This is a genomic window from Lysinibacillus sp. FW12, from assembly GCF_050817245.1.
Taxonomy (GTDB): domain Bacteria; phylum Bacillota; class Bacilli; order Bacillales_A; family Planococcaceae; genus Lysinibacillus; species Lysinibacillus irui.
The window spans coordinates 4,537,327-4,562,478 of record NZ_CP139094.1 but is presented as its reverse complement, the minus strand read 5'-3'; the positions used below and the strand labels follow the sequence as shown (position 1 = coordinate 4,562,478).

General features: G+C 37.9%; 22 protein-coding genes. 14 read left to right on the top strand and 8 right to left on the bottom strand.

Translation table 11 applies throughout. The annotated features are described in order from the left end of the window. Positions 1–154 precede the first annotated feature (154 nt). The gene (locus SJW71_RS23350) at positions 155–970 is read left to right on the top strand and encodes a metallophosphoesterase (protein WP_274795229.1); all 816 of its coding nucleotides are present in this window, start codon (positions 155–157) and stop codon (positions 968–970) included. Between the two features lie 14 nt (positions 971–984). On the opposite strand, the gene tatC is transcribed toward SJW71_RS23350, so the two are convergent. From tatC to SJW71_RS23330, 4 genes are read right to left on the bottom strand one after another with little or no spacing between them, the layout of a single operon-like run. After that, on the bottom strand, positions 985–1,833 hold the full coding sequence (tatC, locus tag SJW71_RS23345; protein WP_312507203.1) for a twin-arginine translocase subunit TatC: 849 nt from the start codon (positions 1,831–1,833) through the stop codon (positions 985–987). Between the two features lie 11 nt (positions 1,834–1,844). Further along, the gene (tatA, locus tag SJW71_RS23340) at positions 1,845–2,048 is read right to left on the bottom strand and encodes a twin-arginine translocase TatA/TatE family subunit (protein ID WP_036122204.1); all 204 of its coding nucleotides are present in this window, start codon (positions 2,046–2,048) and stop codon (positions 1,845–1,847) included. A 28-nt stretch (positions 2,049–2,076) separates the two neighbouring features. Further along, positions 2,077–3,789: a GMC family oxidoreductase gene (locus SJW71_RS23335; RefSeq protein ID WP_274795231.1), complete on the bottom strand. Its 1,713-nt coding sequence runs from the start codon at positions 3,787–3,789 to the stop codon at positions 2,077–2,079. A 12-nt stretch (positions 3,790–3,801) separates the two neighbouring features. Further along, complete coding sequence (locus SJW71_RS23330; protein WP_274795232.1) at positions 3,802–4,551, bottom strand: gluconate 2-dehydrogenase subunit 3 family protein; 750 nt, start codon at positions 4,549–4,551, stop codon at positions 3,802–3,804. Between the two features lie 313 nt (positions 4,552–4,864). Here SJW71_RS23330 and SJW71_RS23325 point away from each other — a divergent pair, with 313 nt between their 5' ends. After that, positions 4,865–6,874, top strand: coding sequence for a methyl-accepting chemotaxis protein (locus SJW71_RS23325; protein WP_431811621.1), 2,010 nt, complete (start codon positions 4,865–4,867; stop codon positions 6,872–6,874). 36 nt (positions 6,875–6,910) lie between these two features. Here SJW71_RS23325 and SJW71_RS23320 read toward each other — a convergent pair whose 3' ends face one another. Next, positions 6,911–8,101 (bottom strand): alanyl-tRNA editing protein, encoded by a 1,191-nt coding sequence (locus SJW71_RS23320; RefSeq protein ID WP_431811620.1) that lies wholly within the window; start codon positions 8,099–8,101, stop codon positions 6,911–6,913. A gap of 155 nt (positions 8,102–8,256) precedes the next feature. Here SJW71_RS23320 and SJW71_RS23315 point away from each other — a divergent pair, with 155 nt between their 5' ends. The 7 genes from SJW71_RS23315 (at position 8,257) to SJW71_RS23285 (ending at position 14,882) form a co-directional block, all read left to right on the top strand. Beyond that, the gene (locus SJW71_RS23315; RefSeq protein ID WP_274795236.1) at positions 8,257–8,544 is read left to right on the top strand and encodes a DUF6509 family protein; all 288 of its coding nucleotides are present in this window, start codon (positions 8,257–8,259) and stop codon (positions 8,542–8,544) included. A gap of 157 nt (positions 8,545–8,701) precedes the next feature. Then, on the top strand, positions 8,702–9,847 hold the full coding sequence (locus tag SJW71_RS23310) for a VanZ family protein (protein ID WP_322612088.1): 1,146 nt from the start codon (positions 8,702–8,704) through the stop codon (positions 9,845–9,847). Between the two features lie 13 nt (positions 9,848–9,860). Continuing rightward, positions 9,861–11,195, top strand: a complete 1,335-nt coding sequence (locus tag SJW71_RS23305) for an FAD-dependent oxidoreductase (protein ID WP_322605213.1) — start codon at positions 9,861–9,863, stop codon at positions 11,193–11,195. A gap of 14 nt (positions 11,196–11,209) precedes the next feature. Continuing rightward, positions 11,210–11,686: a glutathione peroxidase gene (locus SJW71_RS23300; RefSeq protein WP_274795240.1), complete on the top strand. Its 477-nt coding sequence runs from the start codon at positions 11,210–11,212 to the stop codon at positions 11,684–11,686. A gap of 212 nt (positions 11,687–11,898) precedes the next feature. Next, the gene (locus SJW71_RS23295; RefSeq protein ID WP_274795241.1) at positions 11,899–12,666 is read left to right on the top strand and encodes an ABC transporter ATP-binding protein; all 768 of its coding nucleotides are present in this window, start codon (positions 11,899–11,901) and stop codon (positions 12,664–12,666) included. Continuing rightward, positions 12,653–14,521: an ABC transporter permease gene (locus SJW71_RS23290; protein WP_312507206.1), complete on the top strand. Its 1,869-nt coding sequence runs from the start codon at positions 12,653–12,655 to the stop codon at positions 14,519–14,521. The genes SJW71_RS23295 and SJW71_RS23290 overlap by 14 nt, the downstream gene beginning before the upstream one ends. 1 nt (position 14,522) lies before the next feature. Next, a complete protein-coding gene (locus tag SJW71_RS23285; protein WP_274795243.1) occupies positions 14,523–14,882 on the top strand; it encodes a YxeA family protein in 360 nt (119 codons plus the stop codon). 44 nt (positions 14,883–14,926) lie between these two features. On the opposite strand, the gene SJW71_RS23280 is transcribed toward SJW71_RS23285, so the two are convergent. Beyond that, positions 14,927–16,333 carry a sensor histidine kinase gene (locus SJW71_RS23280; protein WP_274795244.1) on the bottom strand — a complete coding sequence of 469 codons (1,407 nt, stop codon included), beginning with the start codon at positions 16,331–16,333 and terminating at the stop codon, positions 14,927–14,929. Beyond that, positions 16,330–17,052, bottom strand: coding sequence for a response regulator transcription factor (locus SJW71_RS23275; protein ID WP_322605212.1), 723 nt, complete (start codon positions 17,050–17,052; stop codon positions 16,330–16,332). The genes SJW71_RS23280 and SJW71_RS23275 overlap by 4 nt, the downstream gene beginning before the upstream one ends. 200 nt (positions 17,053–17,252) lie before the next feature. Here SJW71_RS23275 and SJW71_RS23270 point away from each other — a divergent pair, with 200 nt between their 5' ends. The 4 genes from SJW71_RS23270 to SJW71_RS23255 all read left to right on the top strand — a co-directional run bounded on the left by SJW71_RS23270 (position 17,253) and on the right by SJW71_RS23255 (position 21,850). Next, the gene (locus SJW71_RS23270) at positions 17,253–17,867 is read left to right on the top strand and encodes a PH domain-containing protein (RefSeq protein ID WP_274795246.1); all 615 of its coding nucleotides are present in this window, start codon (positions 17,253–17,255) and stop codon (positions 17,865–17,867) included. Between the two features lie 194 nt (positions 17,868–18,061). Beyond that, entirely contained in the window at positions 18,062–19,420 is a 1,359-nt protein-coding gene (locus tag SJW71_RS23265; RefSeq protein WP_312507209.1) for an acetamidase/formamidase family protein, read from the top strand. A gap of 200 nt (positions 19,421–19,620) precedes the next feature. Beyond that, positions 19,621–20,175: an HPP family protein gene (locus SJW71_RS23260; protein WP_274795248.1), complete on the top strand. Its 555-nt coding sequence runs from the start codon at positions 19,621–19,623 to the stop codon at positions 20,173–20,175. A gap of 199 nt (positions 20,176–20,374) precedes the next feature. Next, entirely contained in the window at positions 20,375–21,850 is a 1,476-nt protein-coding gene (locus SJW71_RS23255) for a hypothetical protein (RefSeq protein ID WP_312507211.1), read from the top strand. 94 nt (positions 21,851–21,944) lie between these two features. Here the strand turns inward: SJW71_RS23255 and SJW71_RS23250 are convergent, their stop codons facing one another. Further along, complete coding sequence (locus tag SJW71_RS23250) at positions 21,945–23,129, bottom strand: CaiB/BaiF CoA transferase family protein (RefSeq protein WP_274795250.1); 1,185 nt, start codon at positions 23,127–23,129, stop codon at positions 21,945–21,947. Positions 23,130–23,586: 457 nt separating this feature from the next. Between SJW71_RS23250 and SJW71_RS23245 the strand changes: the two genes are divergently transcribed. Beyond that, positions 23,587–25,149, top strand: a complete 1,563-nt coding sequence (locus tag SJW71_RS23245; RefSeq protein WP_322605211.1) for a sensor domain-containing diguanylate cyclase — start codon at positions 23,587–23,589, stop codon at positions 25,147–25,149. The last annotated feature ends 3 nt before the right edge of the window (positions 25,150–25,152 follow it).

Below are 25,152 nucleotides of genomic sequence, written 5' to 3'. Positions count from 1 at the left end.
ATTGAAGATCTTCTCTCACTTTCGGTAGGATAGCTTATCCCAATCATTCTTTGTAATTTCGGTGCATATACTTACAATCACTCTGTTTTTTGCTTATAATAGAGAAGTCAGAGTTTTTTTCTGAAAAAAGTAGCCACAAAGTGAGCGATTGCGATTGAAAAAATTATTATATGGTATTTTCTTTGTCGTTTTTATAGTCATTTTTTTGTACGTAAACAATCACTGGCTCGTTGTAAGTAAGCATGTGTTCGAATCGGAAAAAGTGCCTGCTAGCTTTGATGGGCTACGCATAGTACAAGTATCAGATTTACACGATGCCCTCTTTGGCGACAACCAAAAAAAATTGATTGCTAAGGTTAAGGCTACGAATCCTGACTATATTTTTATTACGGGTGATGTTATTGATAGCAATCGCTATGATTTAGAACAAAGCCTTCAGGCAGTGAAAGGACTAGTTGCAATAACGGATGTTTATTATGTACTGGGAAATCATGAAGTAGCGACGAATAAGGTGAATGAAATTTATGAGGCGCTGTCATCGTTAGGGGTACATATAATGGCCAATGAATCGACTGTTTTAGAGCGCGACGGGGAGCGTTTGGCGATTGTTGGAATTGAGGATCCGTTAATGGGTAGACCAACAGAAGACATGCTGGACATTGCAACAGCTTATTTACCAGATGACATGTTTAAGCTGTTACTAGCGCATCGACCAGAAGTATTTCATACGTATGTAAATTATCACATAGATTTAGTCTTTTCGGGACATGCGCATGGTGGGCAAGTTCGTATTCCTGGGCTTGGTGGTCTAGTTGCACCAGGTCAGGGGCTGTTTCCAAAATATACGGCTGGTGTCTACGAAGCTGCATCCACTAAGATGGTAGTTAGCCGTGGATTAGGCAATAGCTCTGTACCCTATCGCATTTTGAATCTTCCAGAAATTATTGTGATGGATTTAAAGAAAAAATAAGCACTGCGTTCAATTTACGCAGTGCTTTCAATTTGTTTACGTTCTATACGTTTGACAAGGTATATGCTTATTTCATACAAAATAATCATCGGTATTAACACAAGGAGCTGACTAATGAAATCAGGTGGCGTGATAACAGCAGAACCTACGCCCATTGCGATGTAAGACCAACCTCTTATTTTTTTCATGGATTCAGCAGTTAGTACACCAATGGCTGATAAGAAAAGGGCGACAATCGGTAACTCAAATAATAAGCCAAGTGGTACTGTGGTCATGATTAAAAAATGCATATATTCACTCGCTGATACCATGACATCGAAATTAGTTGCTCCTATGCTCACTAAAAACGAGTAACTTAGCGGGTTTACAACAAAGTAACCGAAAGCTATTCCTAATAAGAAAAGGACTAGCATAATTGGTGCATAGAGACCTAGAAAGCGGCTTTCCTCTTCCTTTAACCCTGGTTTTATAAAACTCCACAAAAAATGAACGAGAAAAGGCATAGAAAGACCAAATGCTAAAGTAGTTGAAATAGTCATATAAAATTTAACGACCTCAAGGGGTCCTAATATAATGAGAGAATGGCCTCGAGTTACAAAGGGAAACCAAATATTGATAGTAGAGAAAACCACAATAAAAAATAAAATAAAAACAGTTAAACCTTTTATAATTTGCTTACGTAGCTCAGAAAGATGTTCAAATAGGGAATTAACAGGTATAAGTGGTTCATCTGCTACATGCTCCTGCTCCTCAACTACTACCGTTGGCATTTCAACTAAAGCCTCCACTGGTGGGGGAGGCTCAGTTTTTGGTTTATCGAGAGGGCTTAAATATTTTCTTTTTCCATCTTCATATGGATCCATAGGAAACCCTCCTACGAAGCATCAGATTTTTTTTCGACCTTTTTCACTGAATCATCATCATCGTCTATAAGCCCCTTAGTGGACTTTTTAAATTCTGCAAACGTTTTACCAACTGCTCCACCAATTTCGGGCAATTTTTTTGGACCAAATACAATTAACACAATGACCAAAATAATGATTAATCCAGGTACTCCAATTGCTCCAAGACCTCCCATAAGTCTTGCCTCCTTTAAATTAAGGTATTTACACTAAAGAACCGCCAGATTGACTATATTTTATAACCCCTTCCGCACAGCGGTATGCAAGTGCTCCTAATGTGCCTGTTGGATTGTACCCACTATTATGTGCAAAGTTACCAGCACTCACTGCGAAAAGATTATCAACATCCCAGTGTTGTAGATAATTATTCACGACGCCTTGTTCTGGAGTTAAACTCATCACTGTTCCACCCGTGTTATGCGTTGTTTGGTAAGGTACGATATTGTAATCCTTAATTTCAGCATTTGGAACAATCGTTTTAGCGCCCATTTCTTTCATAATGTCAGCAGCACGTGCAGAAATATATTTATGAAGCGCACGATCCTGATCTGTAAAGTTGTATGTCAATTGTACTAACGGTAAGCCATAAGCATCCTTGTAGGTTGGATCCAGAGATAGATAATTTTCTTTATGTGGCATAGATGCTCCCTGTGCACCAATCCCGAAGGAGCGTGTATAGTAATAAATAGATTGCTTTTTAAATTCTGGTCCCCAAGTAGGTGTATCTGGTGGTGTCGGATTTGAGCCAATTGGACGGGCACCTGTCTGAGTAAGGGCAAGATTTCCTCCATGAATAAAATCTAAATCACTATGATCAAAATTATCCCCATTGTAGTCATCTAGACACACACCTAAAGAACCTGCTCCCATAAACGTATTGTATTGTTCATCAAAGAATCCAGCAGCACCAGGTAAAATTTGATAGCAATAGTTTCTACCAAGTGTACCTTTGCCAGTAGTAGGATCGTATCTTTCTCCAATGTTAGAGACCATTAATAGCTTGGCATTATTAAAGACATAACTAGTTAAGACAACAGCATTAGCGGGCTGAATGAATTCTTCTCCAGACACGGTATCGATATATCTTACACCAGTAGCCTTATTGCCTTGCTTTAAGATTTCGACAACATTCGAGTTGTAGCGTAAATCAAAATTACCTGTCTTTAAAGCGGTAGGAACAACCGTAACTTCTGCAGAAGATTTGGCACCATATTCGCAACCAAAGCGTTCGCAAAAACCACAATATTGACAAGCATTGATTGTTTCACCATCAGGATTTTTATAAACCTCTGATAAGTTGGCGGATGGCACCATATAAGGTGTTAGCTTTAAGTTTTTTGCAGCTTTTTCAAATTGCGTAAGCATAGGTGTTTTTTTCATAGGACCTGTTGGATAAGGATTTGAACGTTTACCACTAAATGTGTTTTTGTCATCCCCTGAAATACCAGCGGTTTTTTCAAACTTATCCATATAAGGTTCAAGCTGATCATATGTTAAACCCCAATCTTGAATGAGGTAATCCGGACCGAGTTTGTTTGGCCCATAACGTTTATCTGTTAGCGTTTTGATTTGAAAATCATAGGGTAAGAAACGGAAAGTCATTCCATTCCAATGGGTACTTGATCCACCTAGGCCTTCTCCAAGTAAAAAGGAGCCTAGCTGGCGCATTGGCAAAGCCTTCATATTACGATCATTACGGAAGCTTACCGTCTCTTTGGATAAATTTTGCATTAAATCATATCGTATGGCATAGCGGTATTCATCATGAACATTTAAATAATCTTCGGTACCACGCTTTTGTCCGCGCTCTAAACCGACTACCTTTAGGCCAGCTTTGGCACATTCAGCAGCAACGATACCACCTGTCCAACCTACACCAACTGTTACAACGTCTACACTCGGCAATGTTTTAGCCATATTCTAACCCCCTTAATGGTTGCCTAATGGATTAGGCTCAATTTTTTGGAACTTTGTATCTTCTATTTGTGTAATATAAGCCATTTGGTGGCCAGGGAAGCCCTTCATACGCCAGCCATCCATATTACGATTTCCTCCATACATTGGATCGGAATAGGCACCCTCTAAAGTAGCCGCGCGTAAGAGTGTAAAGAAGAATGCAGATGTAACTCCGACCATTTCTATGTCACCCTTTTGAAAGGCTGTTAAAATTTCATCCATTTGTTTTCCATCTAAATCATTAAAGCTTTTTTTATATCGCTTTTGAGCTTCATCCTCCATCGTTTGAATGCCCTGTCTAAAAATCTCTGCTCTTGTTAGGCGACTTTGATAACCTTGTGTAGGGGCACCTACGTCAAATGGCCCTTGCATATACTCTTTAGAGTTACTTCCATAATTACCTGCAAGTTGATGATCGATAAAATAGGGAACATCCAAGCCTATAGCACCTGGCCCTAAATCATCTTCTGGGAAGATGCGTTCTGTAGCATTTGATAAGATACTAAAATCTCTTTCATTTCTAAAAAACATCTTAGCCTTTGGTGAACCAGTAGCCTCATTTGTTGTTCCATGCCCACCATGCTCCAGAGTAGAAGTTCCTTTACCATGGATGTTGTAACCTACTAGCCCTCCTATTAATCCACCACCGACTAATGTACCAGCAGCAATACCTGTTGTTTTCAAAAAGTCTCGACGCGAAACATTGTTTTTGTCTGAACTCATGGAAATCCTCCCCTCAAAATGTTTTAAACTGATTCTATCTTTAATAATCAGCAAAAAATGTGGATTATAATCAATTTTTGTTGGAAAAAGTTTTAATTTCATCCAACAGCGCAATATATTCTGTCTTTCTAAAGCGAGTTTTGTCCTATAAGTTGAAAATTTGTAGAAAATGGTTAGCACTATATCAATAGTATAAATGGTATTATTATACATTTATTAACCAAAATGGAAAACTTTTGTTGACTTCTACTTTTGGTGACTTTACTCTGTAGTTATAAATAAGCGAAATAGTATAGCTAAAAGTGGAAGTAGTGTGATAAAAGGAATGTGGGTAAAAGGTATTGGTGGTAAATTAGTCGTTGCGATCATAGCGCTTGTGTTTGTAACATGTGGTACGCTTGGTCTATCCACCTGGATAAATAGTACGAAGGCAATGAATGAACAAGTGGAATCCAATTTGGTATCCAGAGCAGAGGATGTTTCAAAATACATAGAAGAACACTTCCAGCTAACATTGGTAGAAGTTGAGGCAATTGCTGAGCAAGAGGCAGTTCGTAGTATGGACTTTGCAAAACAAAAACAATATTTGTCAAAGCGTCTTGCTAATAATGAAAATTATTTAGGATTTGGCATTATTAAAGCAGATGGGGTTGCCCATTATTTAGATGATACAACCGCAGAATTAGGTGATCGTGATTATGTAAAAGAAGGCTTTACAGGTAAGTCAGTTATGTCTGACATAACAATTAGCCGTGTAACGGGTGAACCAGTCATTTTAATCGTTTCACCAATTAATACTGTCACAGGCGAGCAAGCTTTATTATTAGCTCGTATTGATGGCTATTATTTATCCAATATTGTAGAGGGCATTAAAGTTGGAGACAATGGTTATGCATTTATGCTCGATGCCAAAGGGACTATCATTGGGCATAATAATCATACCTATGTGAAGGAGCAGAACAATCCCATCGAAGAAGCCGAGGAAACGGGTGTCATGACAGGCAGAGCATTAGCTGCAAAAGAAATGATTGCTAATAAAAGCGGCTACTTTTCGTTTAAAACAGAAGATACAGGAACGAGCTTAATGGGCTTCCATACGCTTAATAACGGTTGGAAAATGGGAGTTATTGCTTTAGAAAACGAGATGTTTACAGGACTATCTAAGCTAAAGACGAATTTTATTGTCACAACCATTATTGTTTCGATACTGGGCCTTTTCATTTCTTTTGCTATTTCGCGTTCTGTCAGTAGACCACTCCGTCACGTGCTGCGTATAAGTGAAGGCTTATCAGAAGGTGACTTTACACAAGAGATTCCTGAGAAATATTTGAAACGAATTGATGAAATGGGGACAATGTCACGTGCATTAAATCGCATGACTGATAATATGCGAGAAATGATAGCGAAAGTGAGCCATGAAGCGACCGCAGTGAACGATGCCTCATGTGATTTAATGGGAGATGTAATTGCAGTCACAAAACATTCTGAGCAAATAGCTGGTGCAATTAGTGAAGTAGACAGAGGGGCACAGAGTCAAACCTCTATGGCAGAAGAAAGTGCCTCAGCTATGGAACAAATGGCGCTTGGCATACAAAATGTTGCGGAAGTTGCTTCAACAATTGCTTCTAATACAGAATTTATTTCCCAGAAAATTAGTGAAAGTAACGATGCAGTGCAGCAATCTATTTGTCGTATGAGTGAGATTCAGCAAGGTACGACAGCTGAGCTAACCATTATTCACAAACTAGAAAAGGAGTCAGAGGAAATTAGCTTAATTTCTAAAATGATTACCGATATTTCTGATCAAACCAATTTATTGGCACTAAATGCTTCTATTGAGGCTGCTCGTGCAGGAGAGGCTGGTAAAGGTTTTGCTGTTGTTGCCGATGAAGTTCGTAAGCTATCAGAGCAAACAGCAGAATCTGCTACTAAAATTAATGTGTTAATTCAACGAGTTCAATCCTACACATTAGAAGTAGTAAAGGCTGCAGAATCTGGTGAACATAACGTGGAACGTGGATTAGCTTCAATCGAGGCAGTAGGAAATCGCTTCGAGGAAATGATACGAGCAGTTGGAGAAATAGCAGGCCAAATTGAAGAAATGAATGCTTCAGCTGAACAAATGTCTGCAAATACTGAAGAAGTTTCAGCCTCTATGGAAGAAATGGCAGCTACAGCACATGCGGCTAGTGACTATGTGCATGAGGTAACAGCTTCCACAACGGAACAGATAAAAACAGTCACAACGATGAATAATCAAACCGAGAAGTTATCAGAAATGGCAAAACGTTTATATGGAGCCATTCAAAAATTTAAATATTAAAGAAGTAGGAGCTGTCGCTGGTGACAGCTCCACTTTTTAATAGTGGGATTCAGCGTTTTGCAATACTTCTAGTAGCTCTTCTTTAGAAATTGTACATTCTCCACCGCCTTGTACCATTTGGTCACTTCCGCCACCCTTACCATTAATAAGTGGTAGTACTTTTTCGGCAATGACTTTCATGCTTTTTGCAACATTTTTCCCTTTTGCTGCTACGAACTGCAATTTGCCTTCATTTTCTGAAGCAAGAAGGGCCGTAACATCTGGATTATCGATGACAATAATACGAGCTATTTTTTGCAATTCCTGCATTGTTCGTTGGTTAAAGGCTGCTGCAACTACATCCTCGTTCCCAGCAACAAGTGCTTTTACTTCGTACGCTAGTAATTCCTCTTTTGCGGCAGCAAGTGCTTTTTCAGTATTTTTTTGAGAGACTAGAATTTTAGAAAGTGCTGTAGCAGCTTCGACCTCTGGTACACTTAATTGACGAGCTACATCAGCTAAAACCTTTTTACGCATAGCAAGCTCGGATAAGACACGTTGCCCACAAACAAAAGAGACGCGTACATTGCCCTTCATTTTCTCGGTGCCAAGAATTTTAATGGCACTAACTTGCCCAGTAGATACAGGATGTGTTCCACCACAGCCGTTATAGTCAAAATCAGGGATGATTACAAGCCGAATATCTCCTGTCACAGCGACTTCTTTGCGAAGATTATAGTTGGCAAGCTCATTTTCTGTAATCCAAGTCGTTTGAATTGGACGGTTTTCTAAAATGATATCATTTGCTCTTGCTTCCGCTGCTGCTAACTGTTGTTCTGTTAGTGTATCGGTAGCAATATCTATCGTGACATGCTCACTTCCTAGGTGAAAACTTACAGTCTGTGCATTGAAAAGTTCAACAAATGCAGCTGTTAAAATATGTTGACCAGCATGCTGCTGCATATGATCAAATCGTCTAGCCCAATTTAATTTGCCATGGACGACACCGTCTAAAGTCGACGGGTCACCTTGAATATAATGACGAATCTCATCGTTAATTTTCTCGACATCTAAGACCTCAATAGCATCCAATGTACCTGTGTCATGAGGTTGTCCACCACCTGTTGGATAGAATGCAGTATTAGATAGCACAACATAATGACGACCAACTTCATCAGTCCCCTTACTGACAATCGTAGCTTCAAACTCACGTAACATAACGTCTTGGTAATATAATAGCTCTTTCAAGAAAAAGCCTCCTTTATGTAGATATTTTAGTCTCTAAATTATTTCCATTTTATTGTGGCATAATTACTTACAGGTGTATACGGCTTTTCTAGTTGACCCATGCTGAAATTGATTTAATATAGAAAGGAACAGCTAAAGATAAAGGAGCTAGCATAATGGAAATTACACAATTCTCAATGGAAGAAATTTTAGACCCAACAAATATTATTGAAGGTAAGCGTTACGAATTTATTTTAGATGTAGAAATCGATGAGGATGATGAGCTATATCACGAAGCGGGTATAGAAATTCGTGTACTGATTGGTGAGAAGGGCGAGGAGCCATTTATTTTAAACTATTTCATCATGGAAAAAGCAGAGGGTGAATATTTAGATTTCGCATTAGAGGATGAAGAGCTAGAGGAAATTTTAACATTCTGTAAGGAAGAAATGGCAAAAGCATAAAAATATTGCAGGGACAGGTAGAGAGTAATATTCTTTACCTGTTTTTTTCTGGAGTTAAGGATTATGTAAGCTTGCTGAAATATATATGTTGTATTAGATGTCTAAACTTAGTTTTAGCGTTCAGGAAATCGGGCAACTTAAATAGCGAGGTGCTTATATGTCAACTTACACAGAATCCATTTTCATAGCATTTTTTATTACTATTATTTTATCATTTGTACTTTTCATTCCATGGCTAATTTATACGTATCGCAAATATGGTTACTTATCGATGTCTAAAACTATTATTATGTTGTCATTTATCTTTTACTTTTTATCCGCACTATGTTTAGTATTACTACCATTTCCATCTACAAGAGATACATGCTCACTGCAGCCTGCAGATACCATTCATTCCAATTTACGATTATTCCAATTTGTTGAAGATATTTTAAAGGACAGTGGAGTTGTCGTGACAAATCCGTCTACATGGCTTGCAATCACAAAACAGCAGGCATTTTATCAAGCTTTCTTTAATTTTTTATTACTGATGCCATTTGGCGTATACTTACGATATTTTCTTAAAGAAAGAAGGTACTGGAAACGTGCATTTATCATTAGCTTTTTGCTAACATTGTTTTATGAGATCACTCAAAGAACAGGTATTTATGGCATTTTTAATTGTGCCTACCGTCTCTTTGATGTTGATGATTTATTACTAAACAGTGTAGGCGCGTTACTGGGGTTCTTTTTAGCACCAATTGTATGGGCATTATTCCCTTCTCATGAAGAAGTTGAGGCTAAAGCGGCTGAAATGGAAAAAAGAGATATTGTTAAACCTATTTCTATTTTGCTGGCACTCGTTATTGATTTATGCATTGCACAAATGATTTGGCTCATAATTGGTGCTCTGACAGGATATAATGGAACTTTTGAGTTTTTAGTAAAAATAACGCTGTACATGTTACTTTTTGGTGTGATGCCAAGCATGCTAGATGGTGCAACACTCGGTATGAAGGTAATGCGTTTTACAATGGTTAATAAGAATGGAAAAAGTATTGTAAGGCAATCGTGGCGTCGCTGTGTTGCAATTATCGCTACGGCTTGTCTATTTGAGGCCATTACAACGATTGGTGGTATTCAATTAAATATCGATTCACCATTTTATGTTCTGCAAATTATCATTTCTCTCTTTGCAGCAACAGCAGGTTTTATACTAACAATGATTATAGCCATCCATGTACTACGCGTCATTGTAAGTGGTGGAAAACGACGTTTATATATCGATCAATACGCAGATTTAATGGCAACAAGGAAAACATAAGGGGGCTTGTAGAATGAAATACGTCATCATCGGGGGAGATGCTGCAGGTATGTCTGCAGCAATGGAAATCTATCGTAATGTACCGGGGGCAGAAATTACCACTTTAGAGCGTGGCTTTATTTATTCGTATGGGCAATGTGGTTTGCCCTATGTTGTAGATGGTCGTATTTCTTCAACTAATCGTTTAATTGCAAGAGATGTCGAGACTTTCCGTGATAAGTATGGCATTGATGCAAGAGTGGGCTATGAGGTAGAAAATGTAGATGTAGAGAAGAAAATTATTACAGGTACACAAGCAAGTGGTGAAGCATTTGAAATTCCTTATGATAAGCTTCTGATTGCAACAGGGGCAAGTCCAGTTATGCCAGTGAAAAAGGGGTCTGATTTAGAGGGTATCCACACAGTAAAAACGATTCCACAATTAGAAGACTTAATGGCTGATTTAACGCCCGCTATTCAACAGGTAACTATTATCGGTGGTGGCTATATTGGGTTAGAAATGGCAGAAACACTACATGCCTGCGGTAAAAAGGTAAAACTAGTTCAACGTGGAAGCCATGTAGCACGCACTTTAGATGAAGAGCTTGCCCAACATGTTCATGAAGAAGCAAAAAAGAATGGTGTGGAGCTATTATTAAATATAAGTGTGGAAGCATTCGAAGGGAATAAACGTGTTGAACGTGTCATTACAGATAACGGCGTTTTAGAGACAGATTTAGTTATTGTCGCTTCAGGCATTAAACCAAATACACAATTTTTACAGGGTACTGGGATAGCACTAGCCAAAAATGGAGCAATTATTGTAAATCGTCATTTAGAAACCTCTATAGAAAATATTTATGCTGCAGGAGATTGTGCAACCCATTTTAATATTGTCAAAGAGCGTTTAGACTATGTACCATTAGGAACAACTGCTAATAAGCAAGGGCGTTTAGCTGGACTTAATATGTCAGGCAAATGTGCGCCATTTAAAGGAATTGTAGGAACTTCGATCTTAAAGTTTTTCAATTTAACAATTGCTACAACAGGCATTAATGAGCGCACGGCTAAAGAGCTTGGCTTCGACTACGAGGCATATAAATTATCTGCTCGACATATCGCAGGCTATTATCCAGGTGCGCAGCGCATGTATATAAAAGTTATTGTGCGCAAACGAGATCAGCTGCTATTGGGAGCGCAAATAGTAGGGCCAGCAGGAATTGATAAGCGTATCGATGTTTTTGCTACAGCATTGTATAGTAAAATGACATTACCAGATTTGCTTGATTTAGACTTAGCCTATGCACCGCCTTTCAACGGTGTATGGGATCCTTTACAGCAGGTGGCAAGAATGAATGGACGTTTATAATGGGAGGTAGAAAGATGGACATTTATGATATTAACGTAACTTTAGAGGATGGTACTATCTATAGCCTAGAACGTTATAAAGGAAAGCCTATGCTTATTGTCAACACAGCTTCTAAATGTGGCTTTACACCGCAATTTGAAGAATTAGAAGGTCTCTATGAGAAATATCAGGAGCAAGGTCTTGTAGTCCTTGGTTTCCCATCGAACCAATTTAAACAAGAGCTAGCGACTGCTGAGGAGGCGGCTTCTCAATGTCGACTGACGTATGGTGTGACGTTCCCGATGCACGAGATTGTCAAGGTGAACGGTAAAGAAGCCCATCCTATATTCGATTATCTGACTTCCCATTCCAAAGGATTTTTAGGTAGTAATGTTAAATGGAACTTTACAAAATTCCTCGTAAATCGTCATGGTGAGGTTGTTGGACGCTACGCACCGGCAGATAAGCCAGGTAGCTTTGAGGATGATATTCAAAAGGTTTTACAGCAATAGATGAACAGGGTTCATGCACAGTTTGTGTATGAATCCTTTTTTTATTTTGATTGAGGAAAAGGGGACCTTCGTGGATGTGTGGATAGAATTCTAGATAATTTACATTGGTAGTAATTTATAAAGCTAATGATTTAAGGTTGTTGTAAGCTTGTGACAAATTTCTTGTAAGTTTGGGGTCGTATACTAAAGTCAGAAAGAAGAGGTGAGCGTATATGACGCCATTATTAAAGGTACAAAACGTTGGAAAAACTTACGGCAAAGGCGCAAATACTTTTACAGCGCTATCGAATATATCATTTGAAGTAGAAAAAGGAGAGTTTGTTGGAGTAATGGGTCCTTCAGGGGCTGGGAAATCTACGCTTTTGAATGTATTAGCAACGATTGATACGCCAACAAATGGTGAAATTATTATTGGGGATACCAATTTAGCACGTATGAAGGACGCTGAATTAGCAGATTTTCGTCGTGATAACTTAGGATTTATCTTCCAAGATTATAACTTACTTGATTCTTTAACAGTACGAGAAAACATAGTTTTACCACTGGCTATTGCAAAGATGCCAACAAAGGCCATTAGCGCAAGGGTTGACCGTATTGCAGGTTTGTTTGGAATTAGTGATTTGCTTGATAAATATCCTTATCAAATATCGGGTGGACAAAAACAGCGTACAGCCTCATCGCGTGCATTAGTGACAGAGCCAAAAATAATTTTTGCTGATGAGCCTACAGGAGCACTTGATTCAAAATCTGCTACTGATTTACTTGAAAGTTTAAGTGATTTAAATCAATCTCAAGCCGCAACGATTATGATGGTTACCCATGATGCATTCGCAGCTAGCTTCTGTCAACGCATACTCTTTATTCAGGATGGGCAGCTTTCTAAGGAAATTCATCGTGGGACTCTAACAAGGAAGCAATTTTTCCAAGAGATCTTGCAGGTGCTATCTAGCATCGGGGGTGGAGTAAATGACGTTATTTAGTTTAGCGCGTAAAAACATTCAGCGCAATTTATCGAATTACTTTTTATATATTGCCTCGATGGTATTTAGTATTGTTATTTACTTTACATTTGTGACGCTGAAATATAATGATGATCTTTCAGCGTTAAAACAATCGTCACAACAGATTAAAGGATTGATGAGTGCGTCATCAGTAGTACTGCTGTTCTTTATAGTTATTTTTATGGCATATTCCAATTCATTTTTTATGAAGAAGCGGAAAAAGGAAGTTGCCCTCTACTCGTTACTAGGTGTTCGGAAGCAAAAAATTGGCTTAATGCTCTTTTTTGAGAATTTAGTTATAGGGCTTGTTTCTTTAGTACTTGGTATTGTTCTTGGATTCTTTATGTCACAAGGGCTATTAATGATTTTAGTGCGCTTAATGGGCTATGAAGTGGTAGGTAGCCTGACATTTTCGATGGAAGCACTAATTAATACGACATGCATTTTTACACTACTGTTTTTATTCACATCTTTACAAGGTTATCGTGTTATTTATCAATTTAAGTTAATTGATTTATTTCATGCTGAAAAACAGGGAGAGCAAATCCCGCGTGCATCATTAGTAGCTGCCTTACTGGGCACAGCGCTCATTGCATTTGGCTATTATACAGCTGCTTCTGATTTGTTTACAAGTAAAATTTGGCGATTCTTTACTATTTTAGGTACGCCATTAATGGTCATCGGTGTTACGATTGCCGGGACATATCTTCTATTCCATAGTGTGAGTGTCTTTGTGCTAACCGCTTTAAAAAAAGCAACATCATGGTCATGGAAAGGGTTAAATTTAATCGGTGTTTCCCAACTATTGTATCGTATCCGAGCAAACGCAAAGTCGTTGTCGATTATTGCTATTTTAAGCGCAACAACCATTACAGCTGGTGGTGGGGTCTTCGGTATGTATTACAATGCAGAAGCAAGTGTACGCCAGATGCTTCCGAATACGTTTATGTGGAAGGGCGATGCAGTTGAATTACCGCAGCAAGAGATTTTGTATAATGAATCGCTGTCAGTGAAAAATCTACGTGTGGATAATGAATTCTCATTTTTCGAATATACATTACTTAAGGAATCTGATTATAATCGTTTAGCTAAATTACAAGGTAAGAATCAAGAACTGCACGTTGCAGATGGTTCTACTGTGTTACTTGATGCAGCCTATGATGAGCGATTTTCACATGATTTTACTAACGAGGACTTTAAACTTGAAAACGGAGATTCCTTCCATGTAGATAAAATGTACACAGAAAGTGTTTTAAACTTTACATCTGCAGGCACAGTACTAGTTGTGAATGATCAGGAATTTACTGCTACAAATGCTGAAGAGGTGACGATTCAGGTTATTGGATTAGACAATGATTTAAAACAACAGACCATATCCAAAGACATTTACAAGCAGTTATCCTCTGAACAGCAAGAATCTTTCTCTAGCGTTCCACAAAGTTATGAGGACAGTATAGCGACAGTAGGTGCACTATTGTTTGTAGGAAGCTTTCTAGGCTTAGTGTTCCTAGCGGCAACAGGTAGTATTATTTATTTCAAAATTTTAACGGAAGCTGAAGAAGATCAGGCGAAATATGCCATTTTAAATAAAATCGGTGTGAATAGTAAGCAAATCTTAAAGACAGTAGCAGGTCAAGTAGCTGTAATCTTTAGTGCACCACTGATTGTCGGTATTGTGCATAGTTCGTTTGCATTACTTGCATTTTCACAATTATTTGGTATGAACATTACAAAGCCAGTAATACTGTGGATGATTGCATACTCAGCTATTTACTTTATTTATTATATTTTTACCGTACGTTCGTTCTATAAAATTGTAAGACAGGGGAATTAATATGAAAAAAGTATTTCTCGGAATAGGTGCTTTGTTTATCTTATTCGTAGCAGGGTTAGTCGTATTAATGACTGTAGACTTTAACCGTTTAAATAAAGACACGTACTATGTGCATATCACAGCTGATGGCGAGGTAGAGGAGTATAAGGCAGATAGCGGTCAAATCTATCAAACATATTGGTACGAGCTACCTGCATTCAATAAAAACGGAGAAGAAAAAACATTCAAATTTTCAGCTCAAAAAAACTTACGTCAGGATGCGTATTTAAAGCTTTATGTAAAAAAAGAAACGGAAGTTACTTCATATGATGAGGTGAAATTCCATGAGTTACCTGCTAAGGTGCAGGACCAAATGAAGTAGAAAAAAGGGGTGTCTCAAAGATTTTTTGAGACACCCCTTTAGCGTTAAAATTTCTCGTTTTGACTTATGCGATTTTCACTTTGTAGATAAATGTTAACACTGGTTCCTTTTCCTTCTTCAGACGTAATGGTAACAGTGCCTCCATGGGCCTCAATAATATCCCTAGCAATGGCTGTGCCTAAGCCGGTACCCGTTGTTTTTTCTGTATTTGTACCTCGGTAATAGCGTTCAAAAATATGTTCTAAATCCTCTGCAGGGATTCCCTTGCCGTTATCAGAAATTGTAATAGAATTCCCATCAACCAACACTTGGACAGCTACATCTGGAGTATTGTGAAGGAGAGCGTTGTGTAAAAAGTTCATGATCGCTCTACGCATAAAATGCTCGTCGATTTGATGGTAACTGTTCTCAGAAGCCGCATTAAACTCGATATTGGCAAGCTCAAATTGTGTTGTATTTAAAGTATCAATAACAATCTCACGAATAAATGGCACCATATTAACTTTTCTTAATGAAAGTGGTAGCTGTTGATGTCTTAAGCGCATCGTCAAGTTCAAATCATCGAGTAGATCTTGCATATGCAATGATTGTTTTTCAATAATTTTGGCGTATTCTGTTTGCTCACTATAAGCTAATTGATCATCGTTCAATAGCTCTGCATAACCACGAATAGAAGCAAGCGGTGTTTTCATATCGTGTGAGACATTACTAATCCATTCCTCCCGCATAATCTCTAATCGTTTTCTTTCCTGTTCATGGGCTGCCAATTCTCGTGATACTTCATTTAAATTTTCAAAAACTGGTTTATATACACCACCAGGAGTTGTAGCAGTCTGATGTTCATGGTTTTTTAAATGGCGAATGCGTTCTATCATTGCATATAGAGGCTTCGTTAACGTACGACCAAAAAGCCAGCCAACTAATGTAGCTACTAACAAGTCGGCAATAACAATGAAAAGTCCGAATTTACCAATAAACTGTAAAAATGATGTGCCGGAAACATGCATGACTAACCGCGAAACATCACTCCTAATACCAATGAGATAACTAACCTCATCCTTAACGCCAATAAAAACAGTCGTATCAGCTTCAAATTCTTTATATTTATAAACCTGGATTAAGTCAATAGGTGCATAGTGTGAAGGTGCCTTTTCTGGTGTAAAGTGTGCATCAATAACTTGACCATTTACATCAAGCAATTGAATCCAAGCATTCCGCTGATGCAACTGTTCAAGCCCTTCTTTATTGATTGTCGCTGACCCATTCTTTATCTCAATATATTGTTGGAAATCCCGTACAAAGTCTTCCTCTTTAGTTGCAGATGGACCATCATAATCATTTGACAATCGATAAGTAAGGAGTCCTACGAAAATGGCTGTATTGACGAAAATAACAATAATGACAATAGATAGTACGGAAAGGAGAAAGCGCGCTGTTAATTTCCACTTCATCCTTGCGCCTCTTTTGGTATGACAAATTTATAGCCAAGTCCCTTTACTGTTGTGATGTAAATAGGTTTAGAGGCATCCTGCTCAATTTTCTCACGTAGACGTCGTATATGCACCATGACCGTATTATCAGAGCCGAAAAAATCCTCTCCCCAAACACGTTCAAACAGTGTTTCCTTACTTAAAATTCGATTAGGATTATGCATAAAGCAGGCCATTAAACCAATTTCCTTAGCTGTTAACTCCAATAAAACCCCATCCTTATGCACTTCCGTTTCATCAGCGTTTAGCTGGAATGGTCCAACCTTTAGTGCTTTTTCCGCAATGCTCGGAGTGGTATCCAGTAGTTGATAGCCGGCTCTACGTAATTGTGCCTTTACACGATAAGCAACTTCCTTTGGACTAAAAGGCTTCGTAATATAATCGTCGCCACCAATGGCTAGTCCTAAAATTTTATCTATTTCCTCATTTTTAGCAGACATGAATAGCACAGGCACATGGGACACCTCTCGGATTCGTCGACATAAATCGTAGCCCTCACCATCTGGTAGCATGACATCTAGCAGGACTATATCTGGATTTGTTTGTTGGAAACTTGTCCAAGCCTCGTGAATGGAGCCAGCTGTATAAATTTGTTTATAGCCCTCTTTTTCTAGACTACGTTTTAGAAGATTAGCTAAATCAGCCTCATCGTCCACGACTAATATGGTTGGTTCTTGCACTTATTCACACGACCTTTCAATTTAAAAGAATCTTTTCTGACAATCATTATAAATGAAATGTACAAGAAAGAGGAAATGAAGCATTGTTTTTGTAAAATTTGACCTAGCTGGCATTCCCTTATAATGAGTTGAGAGGGAGGAATGAAACCTTTACACATTCTAAAGCGTAAAAAGAGTATTACTATTTAGGGGGAATGACAATGTTTAAAAAAATAGCAGCGGATGCACTTGGACTTTCAGATATTGGGGTAGTTGTACCAAAAGAGGATTATGATAAAACGGATGCGGATGATTTTATCCTACATGAAATTGATGAGAAAATTTATTTTCTAATTAAAACGAAGGCAGATGAGTATTGCTTTACAAACCGTGCCATTATTCATGTAGATGGCGAAAGCGCTATGAGTAAGAAGCGATTACTACGACGCTATGACTATTCTATGTATTCCATTACAGATGTTTTTCTCGAAACAGCAGGAACAATAGACCTTGATGTCGAAATTAAGTTTACAATCGGCAATTCTCCACTTTCCATCGACATCCACAAACGCTTTATTGATGACATTAAAGATTTGTATAAAGCACTACATGCCATTAGCTACGAGCAGAAGCACAATGCCTATAAATTAGAGGTAGCAGAAAAAAGCCTTAACATTGCATCATCATCACTTGGTCGAATTGGCAATGACAATATATCTCCAGCGTCGTCATTCAAAGAAATTACAAGCTTTGCGAACAAATGGATGATTGAACATAAAGATAAATATAAAAAAGAAGATTTCTCACATATTTTTGATTTATATATGAATAATTAAATCTTTAGCACTCGGCGTAATGCACGTTGTCGCTTTGCTTTCTCATACATCCTGACAACTGTCAAAGATAAGTATTCATAACACGAACTTTTGGTAGGCTTCTTGTCGAAAAGATTAAATAGCTCTCTGCAAATGTGGAGAGCATTTTTAACATAAAGTTATACATAAAAATCAAACTAGGAGCGTGACGAAAAATGACAAACGAATTGCATGTGCTTGAAAAAGAAGGATTAAAAAATGATGACTTTATACAGCAACCGCAAGCCGCTGAGACATTGTTCGTAAATGAGTTCATCGATGGAATTTTAGATCCCTCACAGAAAATGTTGGGGCCAGTTAAAGATGGTGGGACAATCATTGCCAATACAACACCTGGATGCTGGGGACCCATGCTTACGCCTACTATTCGTGGAGGACATGAAGTAACAAAGCCTGTTTTTGTAGAAGGGGCTGAGGTGGGTGACGCTATTGTCATAAAAATACAATCAATTCAGGTTACATCGTTAGCAACCTCATCTGGACATGATGAAGCCATTACTGATCGATTTATTGGCGATCCGTTTGTTTCCGTCAAATGCCCTGGCTGTGGCAAGCTACATCCAAATACAGTCGTAAAAGGAATAGGGCCACAAGCCATTCGCTGCTCGACATGTGATACCGAAACAGCACCATTTAAAATAACAAACGGCTATACAATGGCACTAGATCATAGAGGTCAAATGGGTGTGACTGTTGGACGAGAGGGTGCTCGCCGAATTGCTCTTGACGCTAAAAACTACATGAGAACACCTGAAAATTCTGTACAAAATCCTGTTGTTGCATTAGCACCAAGCGACTTAGTCGGTGTAATGGCCAGAATGCGACCATTTTTAGGTCAGCTTGGAACAACTCCTTCTAAAGCGATGCCAGATTCTCATAATGCGGGTGATTTTGGTTCGTTCTTGATTGGCGCCCCACATGAATATGCCTTTACACAAGATGAATTGGATGTACATCGTACGGATGGACATATGGATATTAGTCGAGTTCGTGAAGGAGCTACCCTAATTTGTCCTGTGAAGGTTCCTGGGGGTGGTGTCTATATTGGTGATATGCATGCCATGCAGGGAGACGGCGAGATTGCAGGACATACAACAGATGTAGCAGGTATCGTACAGCTCCAAGTTAGTGTCTTGAAAAAGGTAGCATTGGAGGGCCCAATCTTACTACCGAACGTGGAAGATCTACCTTATACAGCAAAGCCCTTTACAAAGGAAGAAAAACGGCGTGCTCGCGAATTAGCAGAGGAGTTCGGGGTGAAACAAGTTGAAGAATCATTTCCTGTATCTGTGGTAGGTTCTGGTAAAACATTAAACGAAGCTACTGATAATGCCATCTATAGAGCTGCAAAACTATTTGAGATGAGCGAGCCAGAAGTATTAAATAGAGCAACGATAACAGGTTCCATAGAGATTGGACGTCATCCAGGAGTTGTCACAGCAACCTTCCAAGTTCCTAAAACAATATTAAAGAAGGTACGAATTTTTAAAACTGTTAAAAAACAATATGATTAATAGTGTTCTTTTTTCGAAAGCAAACTTTTATAGGTTTGCTTTTTTGTATGGTTAATAAAGTATATAAGTAAGCATTTGTCTGAAAAATGAAGTTTAGATTGAATTCTATTGTTGTGTTGATATAATAATTAAAGTTTAACAACGATCAACATGAAAATAGTTTTGAATAGATGAGTAAAGATTAGAAAAGTTGGTGTCAAATGGCAGATTCCTTGAGTGTGGAAAATAAGTTAGAGAAAAAGAATAGTATTAAACCCTTTATATTAAAAATGAGGGGAGGAGGTCATGCGCCATCTCGGACTAATTTCGCAGATGCCTTCACAGGAGCAATTGGTGGATTAATATGTATCTTTGTGCTCCTCTGGCTAACAAGCTTTACAGATGCACCTTGGTTAATGGCATCACTAGGTGGAAGCTGTGTGCTTGTATTTGTTGTCTGGAATGCCCCATTGTCGCAGCCTCGAAATATTATTGGTGGTCATTTAATTTCTGCGTTTATTGGTTTGGCCATGTATGCATTACTAGGTTCGAGCATGCTATCTATTAGTCTTGGTGTTGGGTTAACCATATTTTTTATGGCTTTTCTAGGCATTATCCATCCTCCAGCGGGTGCTAATCCTATTATTATTATTTTAGGAGGCTATGGTTGGAGCTATTTAGTAATGCCCGTATTAATTGGTGCCGTTATTATTGTAATTTTTGGGTTATTGATAAATAATTTACGAGAAAAAAGAAAATATCCACTGTTTTGGTGATGAAAGTTTTCCATCTATGAAGTGTTTTCACTTAATAGATGGTTCTTTTTTTTTGTTAACGTTTTCGTTATGCATATCACTATTTTTTTAGCATATGTTAGTTAAGATTTGTTATATTGAAGAAAGAGTGTTAAAAACATGTATTTTAATGATAGGGGAAGATCTTTGTTGGTCGAATTCGATGGGAGGCTCCAATTGTATGCTGTTGGACTGTGATGAGCAATTATTCAAGGCTTATAAACAAAGAAGTGAAGAGGGTGCTGAAAATTTACTAGCAACATGGCTAGAGGCAGAGTCATATCTGCAGGAAGATCCAAAAATACTTGGAACTTCACTCTCACCCCATTTATTTTTAGTTAATGAAGAAACGGCTAAAAATATTGCCTTTTCCACAGCTCGTAAATATTGGGGTCGTGTATCAACAGAAATGCAAATGTATTTTGACAAATATGGTTTAGAAGCAAAATTTGTGAATGAACGGCTCAATGCTTTTTTCTATACGCAAAAAGGAAAAGAAACTTTTTTTGACCAGCTCTTTGCACAACATACCATAGATTTAGAACGATTAATTTGGCTAGTTTTTGGGAAAAGAATGCAAATGGAAATGCCAGTTAATGAGCTGCAGACCATAATTTTGTATAAGTTTCAAGATGAATATTTAGTGCATATGCTGTATAAACAACATGCTTCATTTTGGCATTGGCTATTTATGAAAAAAGTTTATTCACTGTTTATCCACAGACCTTTAGAGCAATTCACATTTCTTTATGAAATAATGGGTCTTTTTGAGAATTCTGTGAGAAAAAGTTGTGAACATGTGGATAACTTTGTGAATAACTATAAAACGATACTGGATAAGTGTATAACTCATGTGGATAAGCATAATGCTAGCTGTTTGGCAAAGAAACAGTTACGTCTTTATCAAATTGTTACACATTATTGTTTATCAGAGGACGATTATGACAATGTCAAAGCGCTGATAACTTCATTCGAAGTAGAGTGGCGCTACTCCATGTACGCACTTACAGAGAAGGAAAAAGTGTTAATTGCCTATATTTTATTTCATATAGCTAATAGAGAACATCAGAGTGATAAAGTTATACATTATGGCGAGTATTTATTGGAGGACGAACGATTAAATAATTATGCTATCGAAATTTTACTAGAATACAAGGATCTTTTACCAAATCGTAAACCCACACCACCTGCCATTATTAAAAACTATCAGCTTAATTATTTAGAGAATTTATATGCTATACTACTCGATCATTATGTAAAAATGGCGTTTTATGAGGATGGATTACTTTTATTAAAGGAGCACGTACTAGCGTCTAATAAAAAAATTAATGCTTCATTAGTACAAAAAAACTTTAGTAGTGAACAACTGATCGCTATTGAGGCATACGTTCAACAGGACATTGCACTACATGTGAATAACTCATTACAGCATATTGGCTTATCCGTGGAAGAATGGCGACGTAATTATCGACAACCTGAAGTGCCATACCATGTTGTAGCGCAAAGTGCCTCCTTGCATATGTTAAATATTTTAAGAGTATTATTTGTAACCGAGCAATTTGAGCTTTTTGAAAAGTTGATGGAAATTTATAAAAAATATTTGCTAATTGATGATCATTTTGAAAACATGCGCATGTTTATTAGTGCATATGTATAAATAATTGATAAAAAACCCGAGCTATAGTAGGAAACACTCATTTAGTTTTTCCTACTAGTTCGGGTTTGCTGTAGCTAATCTGCAAAGCAATTTTTTAGTCTAAAACGCCTTTTTCCTTTAAGGCTTTGATTTGTTCAGCACTATAACCTAAAGAAAGTAAGACCTCTTCATTATGTTCGCCTAGTTTGGCACCAACATGCTTATATTCTGGCTGTGCACCGTCAAATTTAAAGGGTGATGCTATTTGATTTTGCATCGTCCCATCACTTTTTGGAATAGCTACAATCATTTCTCTTGCCCTTAGCTGTGGATGCTCACATGCTTCTGGAAATGTTAGAACGGGTTCTACACAGCCTTCAAAATCCTCGTTAAATACCTCAAGCCATTCCTCATATGTCTTTGATAGAAATGCATCATGAACTGCCTCTTTAAAACGAATCTGCGTATAGTAGGAATCATTGAAGGTATTATCAATCAACTCTGGAATATCAAGTGCCTCACAGAGCAATTTACGGAATTGAGGTTCTAAACTACCAACAGAGAAAAAGCGTCCATCCTTTGTTTTGTAAAAATCATAGTAACTTCCGCCATTTAATATTTCTTGCTCTGGCTGCGGCACACGACCACCTCCAATAAAGGCAGAGCCGTACATAGCATTAAGGGAGAATACAGCATCTGTCATACTAATATCAATGAATTGTCCTTCTCCTGTTTTTTCACGATGCAAGGCTGCAGCTAGTACACCAATAGCGGCATGCATAGTCCCACCGGCTATATCCGCGAGTTGAACACCCATTGAAACAGGTTTTTTATCCTTATGGCGTGAATAGTCAAGTAATCCTGCTAATGATAGATAGTTATTATCGTGTCCAGGCCGGTTGCTATAAGGTCCTGTTTGACCATAGCCTGTAATTGCACAATAAATAACTTGAGGATTTATTTCTTTAAGTGCCTCATAGCCAATGCCAAGCCTTTGCATGACACCAGGTCGAAACCCCTCGATAATAACGTCGTATTCTTGAACAAGTGTTCTAACAATGTCTATAGCCTCTGGTGATTTTAGGTTTAATGTAAGTGACTTTTTAGATCGATTTAAATGTTGGTGAATATATGCCTCGTGATCATCATCATAGGGTGGCATAATCCTAGTTAAATCAACGCGCTTTGATGATTCAACATGGATCACATCTGCCCCTAAATCAGCAAATATCATTGTTGCCATTGGTCCTGGTAGTAATGCAGAAAAATCGAGAATTTTTAACCCCTTTAAAATGCCCAAATCTTCCAACCCCTTTTTGTGTAGGCTACACGACCATCCCTATGATGGCAGCGCAGCGCTTTTCTCATAATCCCCATTGTGTGAAAAGCGACATAACATTCTGTATTAATACAGTCTATTTTATTTTAATGAGTATTATAACAGAATATATATTAAATTGCCTATGCTATTTTTAATTATAAAATAAACCTTACGAATTTTATATGTCAGAATAACAATAAAAATAGGAAAATTTAGAATTTAGATCCTTTAGCAATTTTCAGTTATTGAATGTTGAATTTCAGATAATTCAGTTAACTTTAGTTTGAATAAAATGAAAGTTTTCTAGATGTCCATATGATTCGGACCTCTTTATTGATACAATCTATGTTCTAGTGTACAAAGGACAGAATTAAACCGATATAATAGGCTCAAATATTGTTATAAATAAAAAACTAATATACATAGGTGGAAGGTAATGAAAACATATCAGTTAAAATTAAAGCATTTAATTATGGGTGTAGCGATGGCAGCATTCTTCTTTACAAGCATTGGCAGTGTTTGGAGCGGATACAGAATGAATGTTGATTCGATAAAGGAAAATACACTTGAGACAAATAGAGTGTATGCGCAAAAACTGGCATCAACGGCAGATGGCTATCTTGATGAAGCCTTTCAACTTTTGGGTTATAGTGCAAATCAAGTAAGTACAAATATGAATGATGAGCATGCGCTAAACCAGGAAACAGAGCGTCTAAGATTGCAAAATCAAATGTTCAATTCTGTAGTCATAACAAATGCAAAAGGTCTTGTCTTATCTGTATCTCCGCCATCAGTTGAAATTAAAGGGGAGGTTTTAACATCTATTGGGGCAAAGGAGGCGTTATCCAAAAAGAAACCATTCATCTCTAAACCATATGAGGCGATGACAGGACGTCTTATTATTTTTATATCTCATCCTATTTTCTCAGAGTCCAACGAGTATTTAGGGATGGTGGCGGGGACTATTTACTTAAAGGAACCTAATGTCTTTCAAACGTTACTTGGAGAACATTATAGTAAGGATGGCTCCTACGTCTATGTAGTAGATTCTGATGGACGCGTAATCTATCATCAGGACCCAAGCCGTATTAATGATGTCGTAACAAAAAACAAAGTGGTTCAAGCTGTGATGTCAGGCAAAAGTGGGGTTCAATTAGTCGAGAATACAAAAGGAGTAAAAATGCTAGCTGGCTATAGTGCAGTCCCTTCAACAGGTTGGGGAGTTGTTGCTCAAAAACCTTTAGAAGTAGCATTAGCCCCTTCATTTGATCGTGTACAGGAGGTCATTATAAAATCTGTACCGCTTATGGCTGTTTCAATTATTATCGTCCTTTGGGCTGCAGCACGGATAGCCAATCCGTTACAGCAATTAGCTATTTTAACAGAGGAAAGTCTCGATAAGAAGGATGTAGAGGGGTTAAAGTTGGTTAGTGGCTGGTATTTTGAAGCTTATTCTTTGAAGAATGTGTTGATTCGGAGTTTATCATTTTTACATGGACAAGTCACATTTTTCAAGGACCAATCAACCGTCGATCCACTAACGGGTGTTACGAATCGACGTACAATGGACTCCGTACTTGCAGAATGGTCTGCAAGTAATGTACCTCATGCGTTTATTCTGTTAGATTTAGATCACTTTAAAAGTGTCAATGATACATATGGTCATGCCGTTGGGGATAAAGTATTACAATTTTTAGCGAGGCACATGGAGTCTGTAGCACGTGAAGGCGATATTTGTTGTCGCTATGGTGGCGAGGAATTTGTTATGCTACTGCCGAAAACTACGGCAGATGAAGCGGCACAGGTAGCAGAGCAATTACGTGAAATTTTATCCACTACAGAAAGCCCCTGTGGTAAACCAGTAACGTTATCAGCAGGAATTGCTGTGTATCCAGAGATGGCCGATTCTACAGAGGCATTAATTGAAGCGGCAGATAGTGCATTATATCGAGCAAAACAAGCAGGGCGCAATCAAGTAAAAATTGCTGAGAAAATTTGAATA

Bases quoted from the DNA above. Each gene is read 5' to 3' on its own strand.
- tatC (WP_312507203.1), bottom strand. From the start codon at position 1,833: ATGGATCCATATGAAGATGGAAAAAGAAAATATTTAAGCCCTCTCGAT.
- tatA (WP_036122204.1), bottom strand. From the start codon at position 2,048: ATGGGAGGTCTTGGAGCAATTGGAGTACCTGGATTAATCATTATTTTG.
- SJW71_RS23335 (WP_274795231.1), bottom strand. From the start codon at position 3,789: ATGGCTAAAACATTGCCGAGTGTAGACGTTGTAACAGTTGGTGTAGGT.
- SJW71_RS23330 (WP_274795232.1), bottom strand. From the start codon at position 4,551: ATGAGTTCAGACAAAAACAATGTTTCGCGTCGAGACTTTTTGAAAACA.
- SJW71_RS23315 (WP_274795236.1), top strand. From the start codon at position 8,257: ATGGAAATTACACAATTCTCAATGGAAGAAATTTTAGACCCAACAAAT.
- SJW71_RS23310 (WP_322612088.1), top strand. From the start codon at position 8,702: ATGTCAACTTACACAGAATCCATTTTCATAGCATTTTTTATTACTATT.
- SJW71_RS23305 (WP_322605213.1), top strand. From the start codon at position 9,861: ATGAAATACGTCATCATCGGGGGAGATGCTGCAGGTATGTCTGCAGCA.
- SJW71_RS23300 (WP_274795240.1), top strand. From the start codon at position 11,210: ATGGACATTTATGATATTAACGTAACTTTAGAGGATGGTACTATCTAT.
- SJW71_RS23295 (WP_274795241.1), top strand. From the start codon at position 11,899: ATGACGCCATTATTAAAGGTACAAAACGTTGGAAAAACTTACGGCAAA.
- SJW71_RS23290 (WP_312507206.1), top strand. From the start codon at position 12,653: ATGACGTTATTTAGTTTAGCGCGTAAAAACATTCAGCGCAATTTATCG.
- SJW71_RS23285 (WP_274795243.1), top strand. From the start codon at position 14,523: ATGAAAAAAGTATTTCTCGGAATAGGTGCTTTGTTTATCTTATTCGTA.
- SJW71_RS23280 (WP_274795244.1), bottom strand. From the start codon at position 16,333: ATGAAGTGGAAATTAACAGCGCGCTTTCTCCTTTCCGTACTATCTATT.
- SJW71_RS23270 (WP_274795246.1), top strand. From the start codon at position 17,253: ATGTTTAAAAAAATAGCAGCGGATGCACTTGGACTTTCAGATATTGGG.
- SJW71_RS23265 (WP_312507209.1), top strand. From the start codon at position 18,062: ATGACAAACGAATTGCATGTGCTTGAAAAAGAAGGATTAAAAAATGAT.
- SJW71_RS23260 (WP_274795248.1), top strand. From the start codon at position 19,621: ATGGCAGATTCCTTGAGTGTGGAAAATAAGTTAGAGAAAAAGAATAGT.
- SJW71_RS23255 (WP_312507211.1), top strand. From the start codon at position 20,375: ATGCTGTTGGACTGTGATGAGCAATTATTCAAGGCTTATAAACAAAGA.
- SJW71_RS23245 (WP_322605211.1), top strand. From the start codon at position 23,587: ATGAAAACATATCAGTTAAAATTAAAGCATTTAATTATGGGTGTAGCG.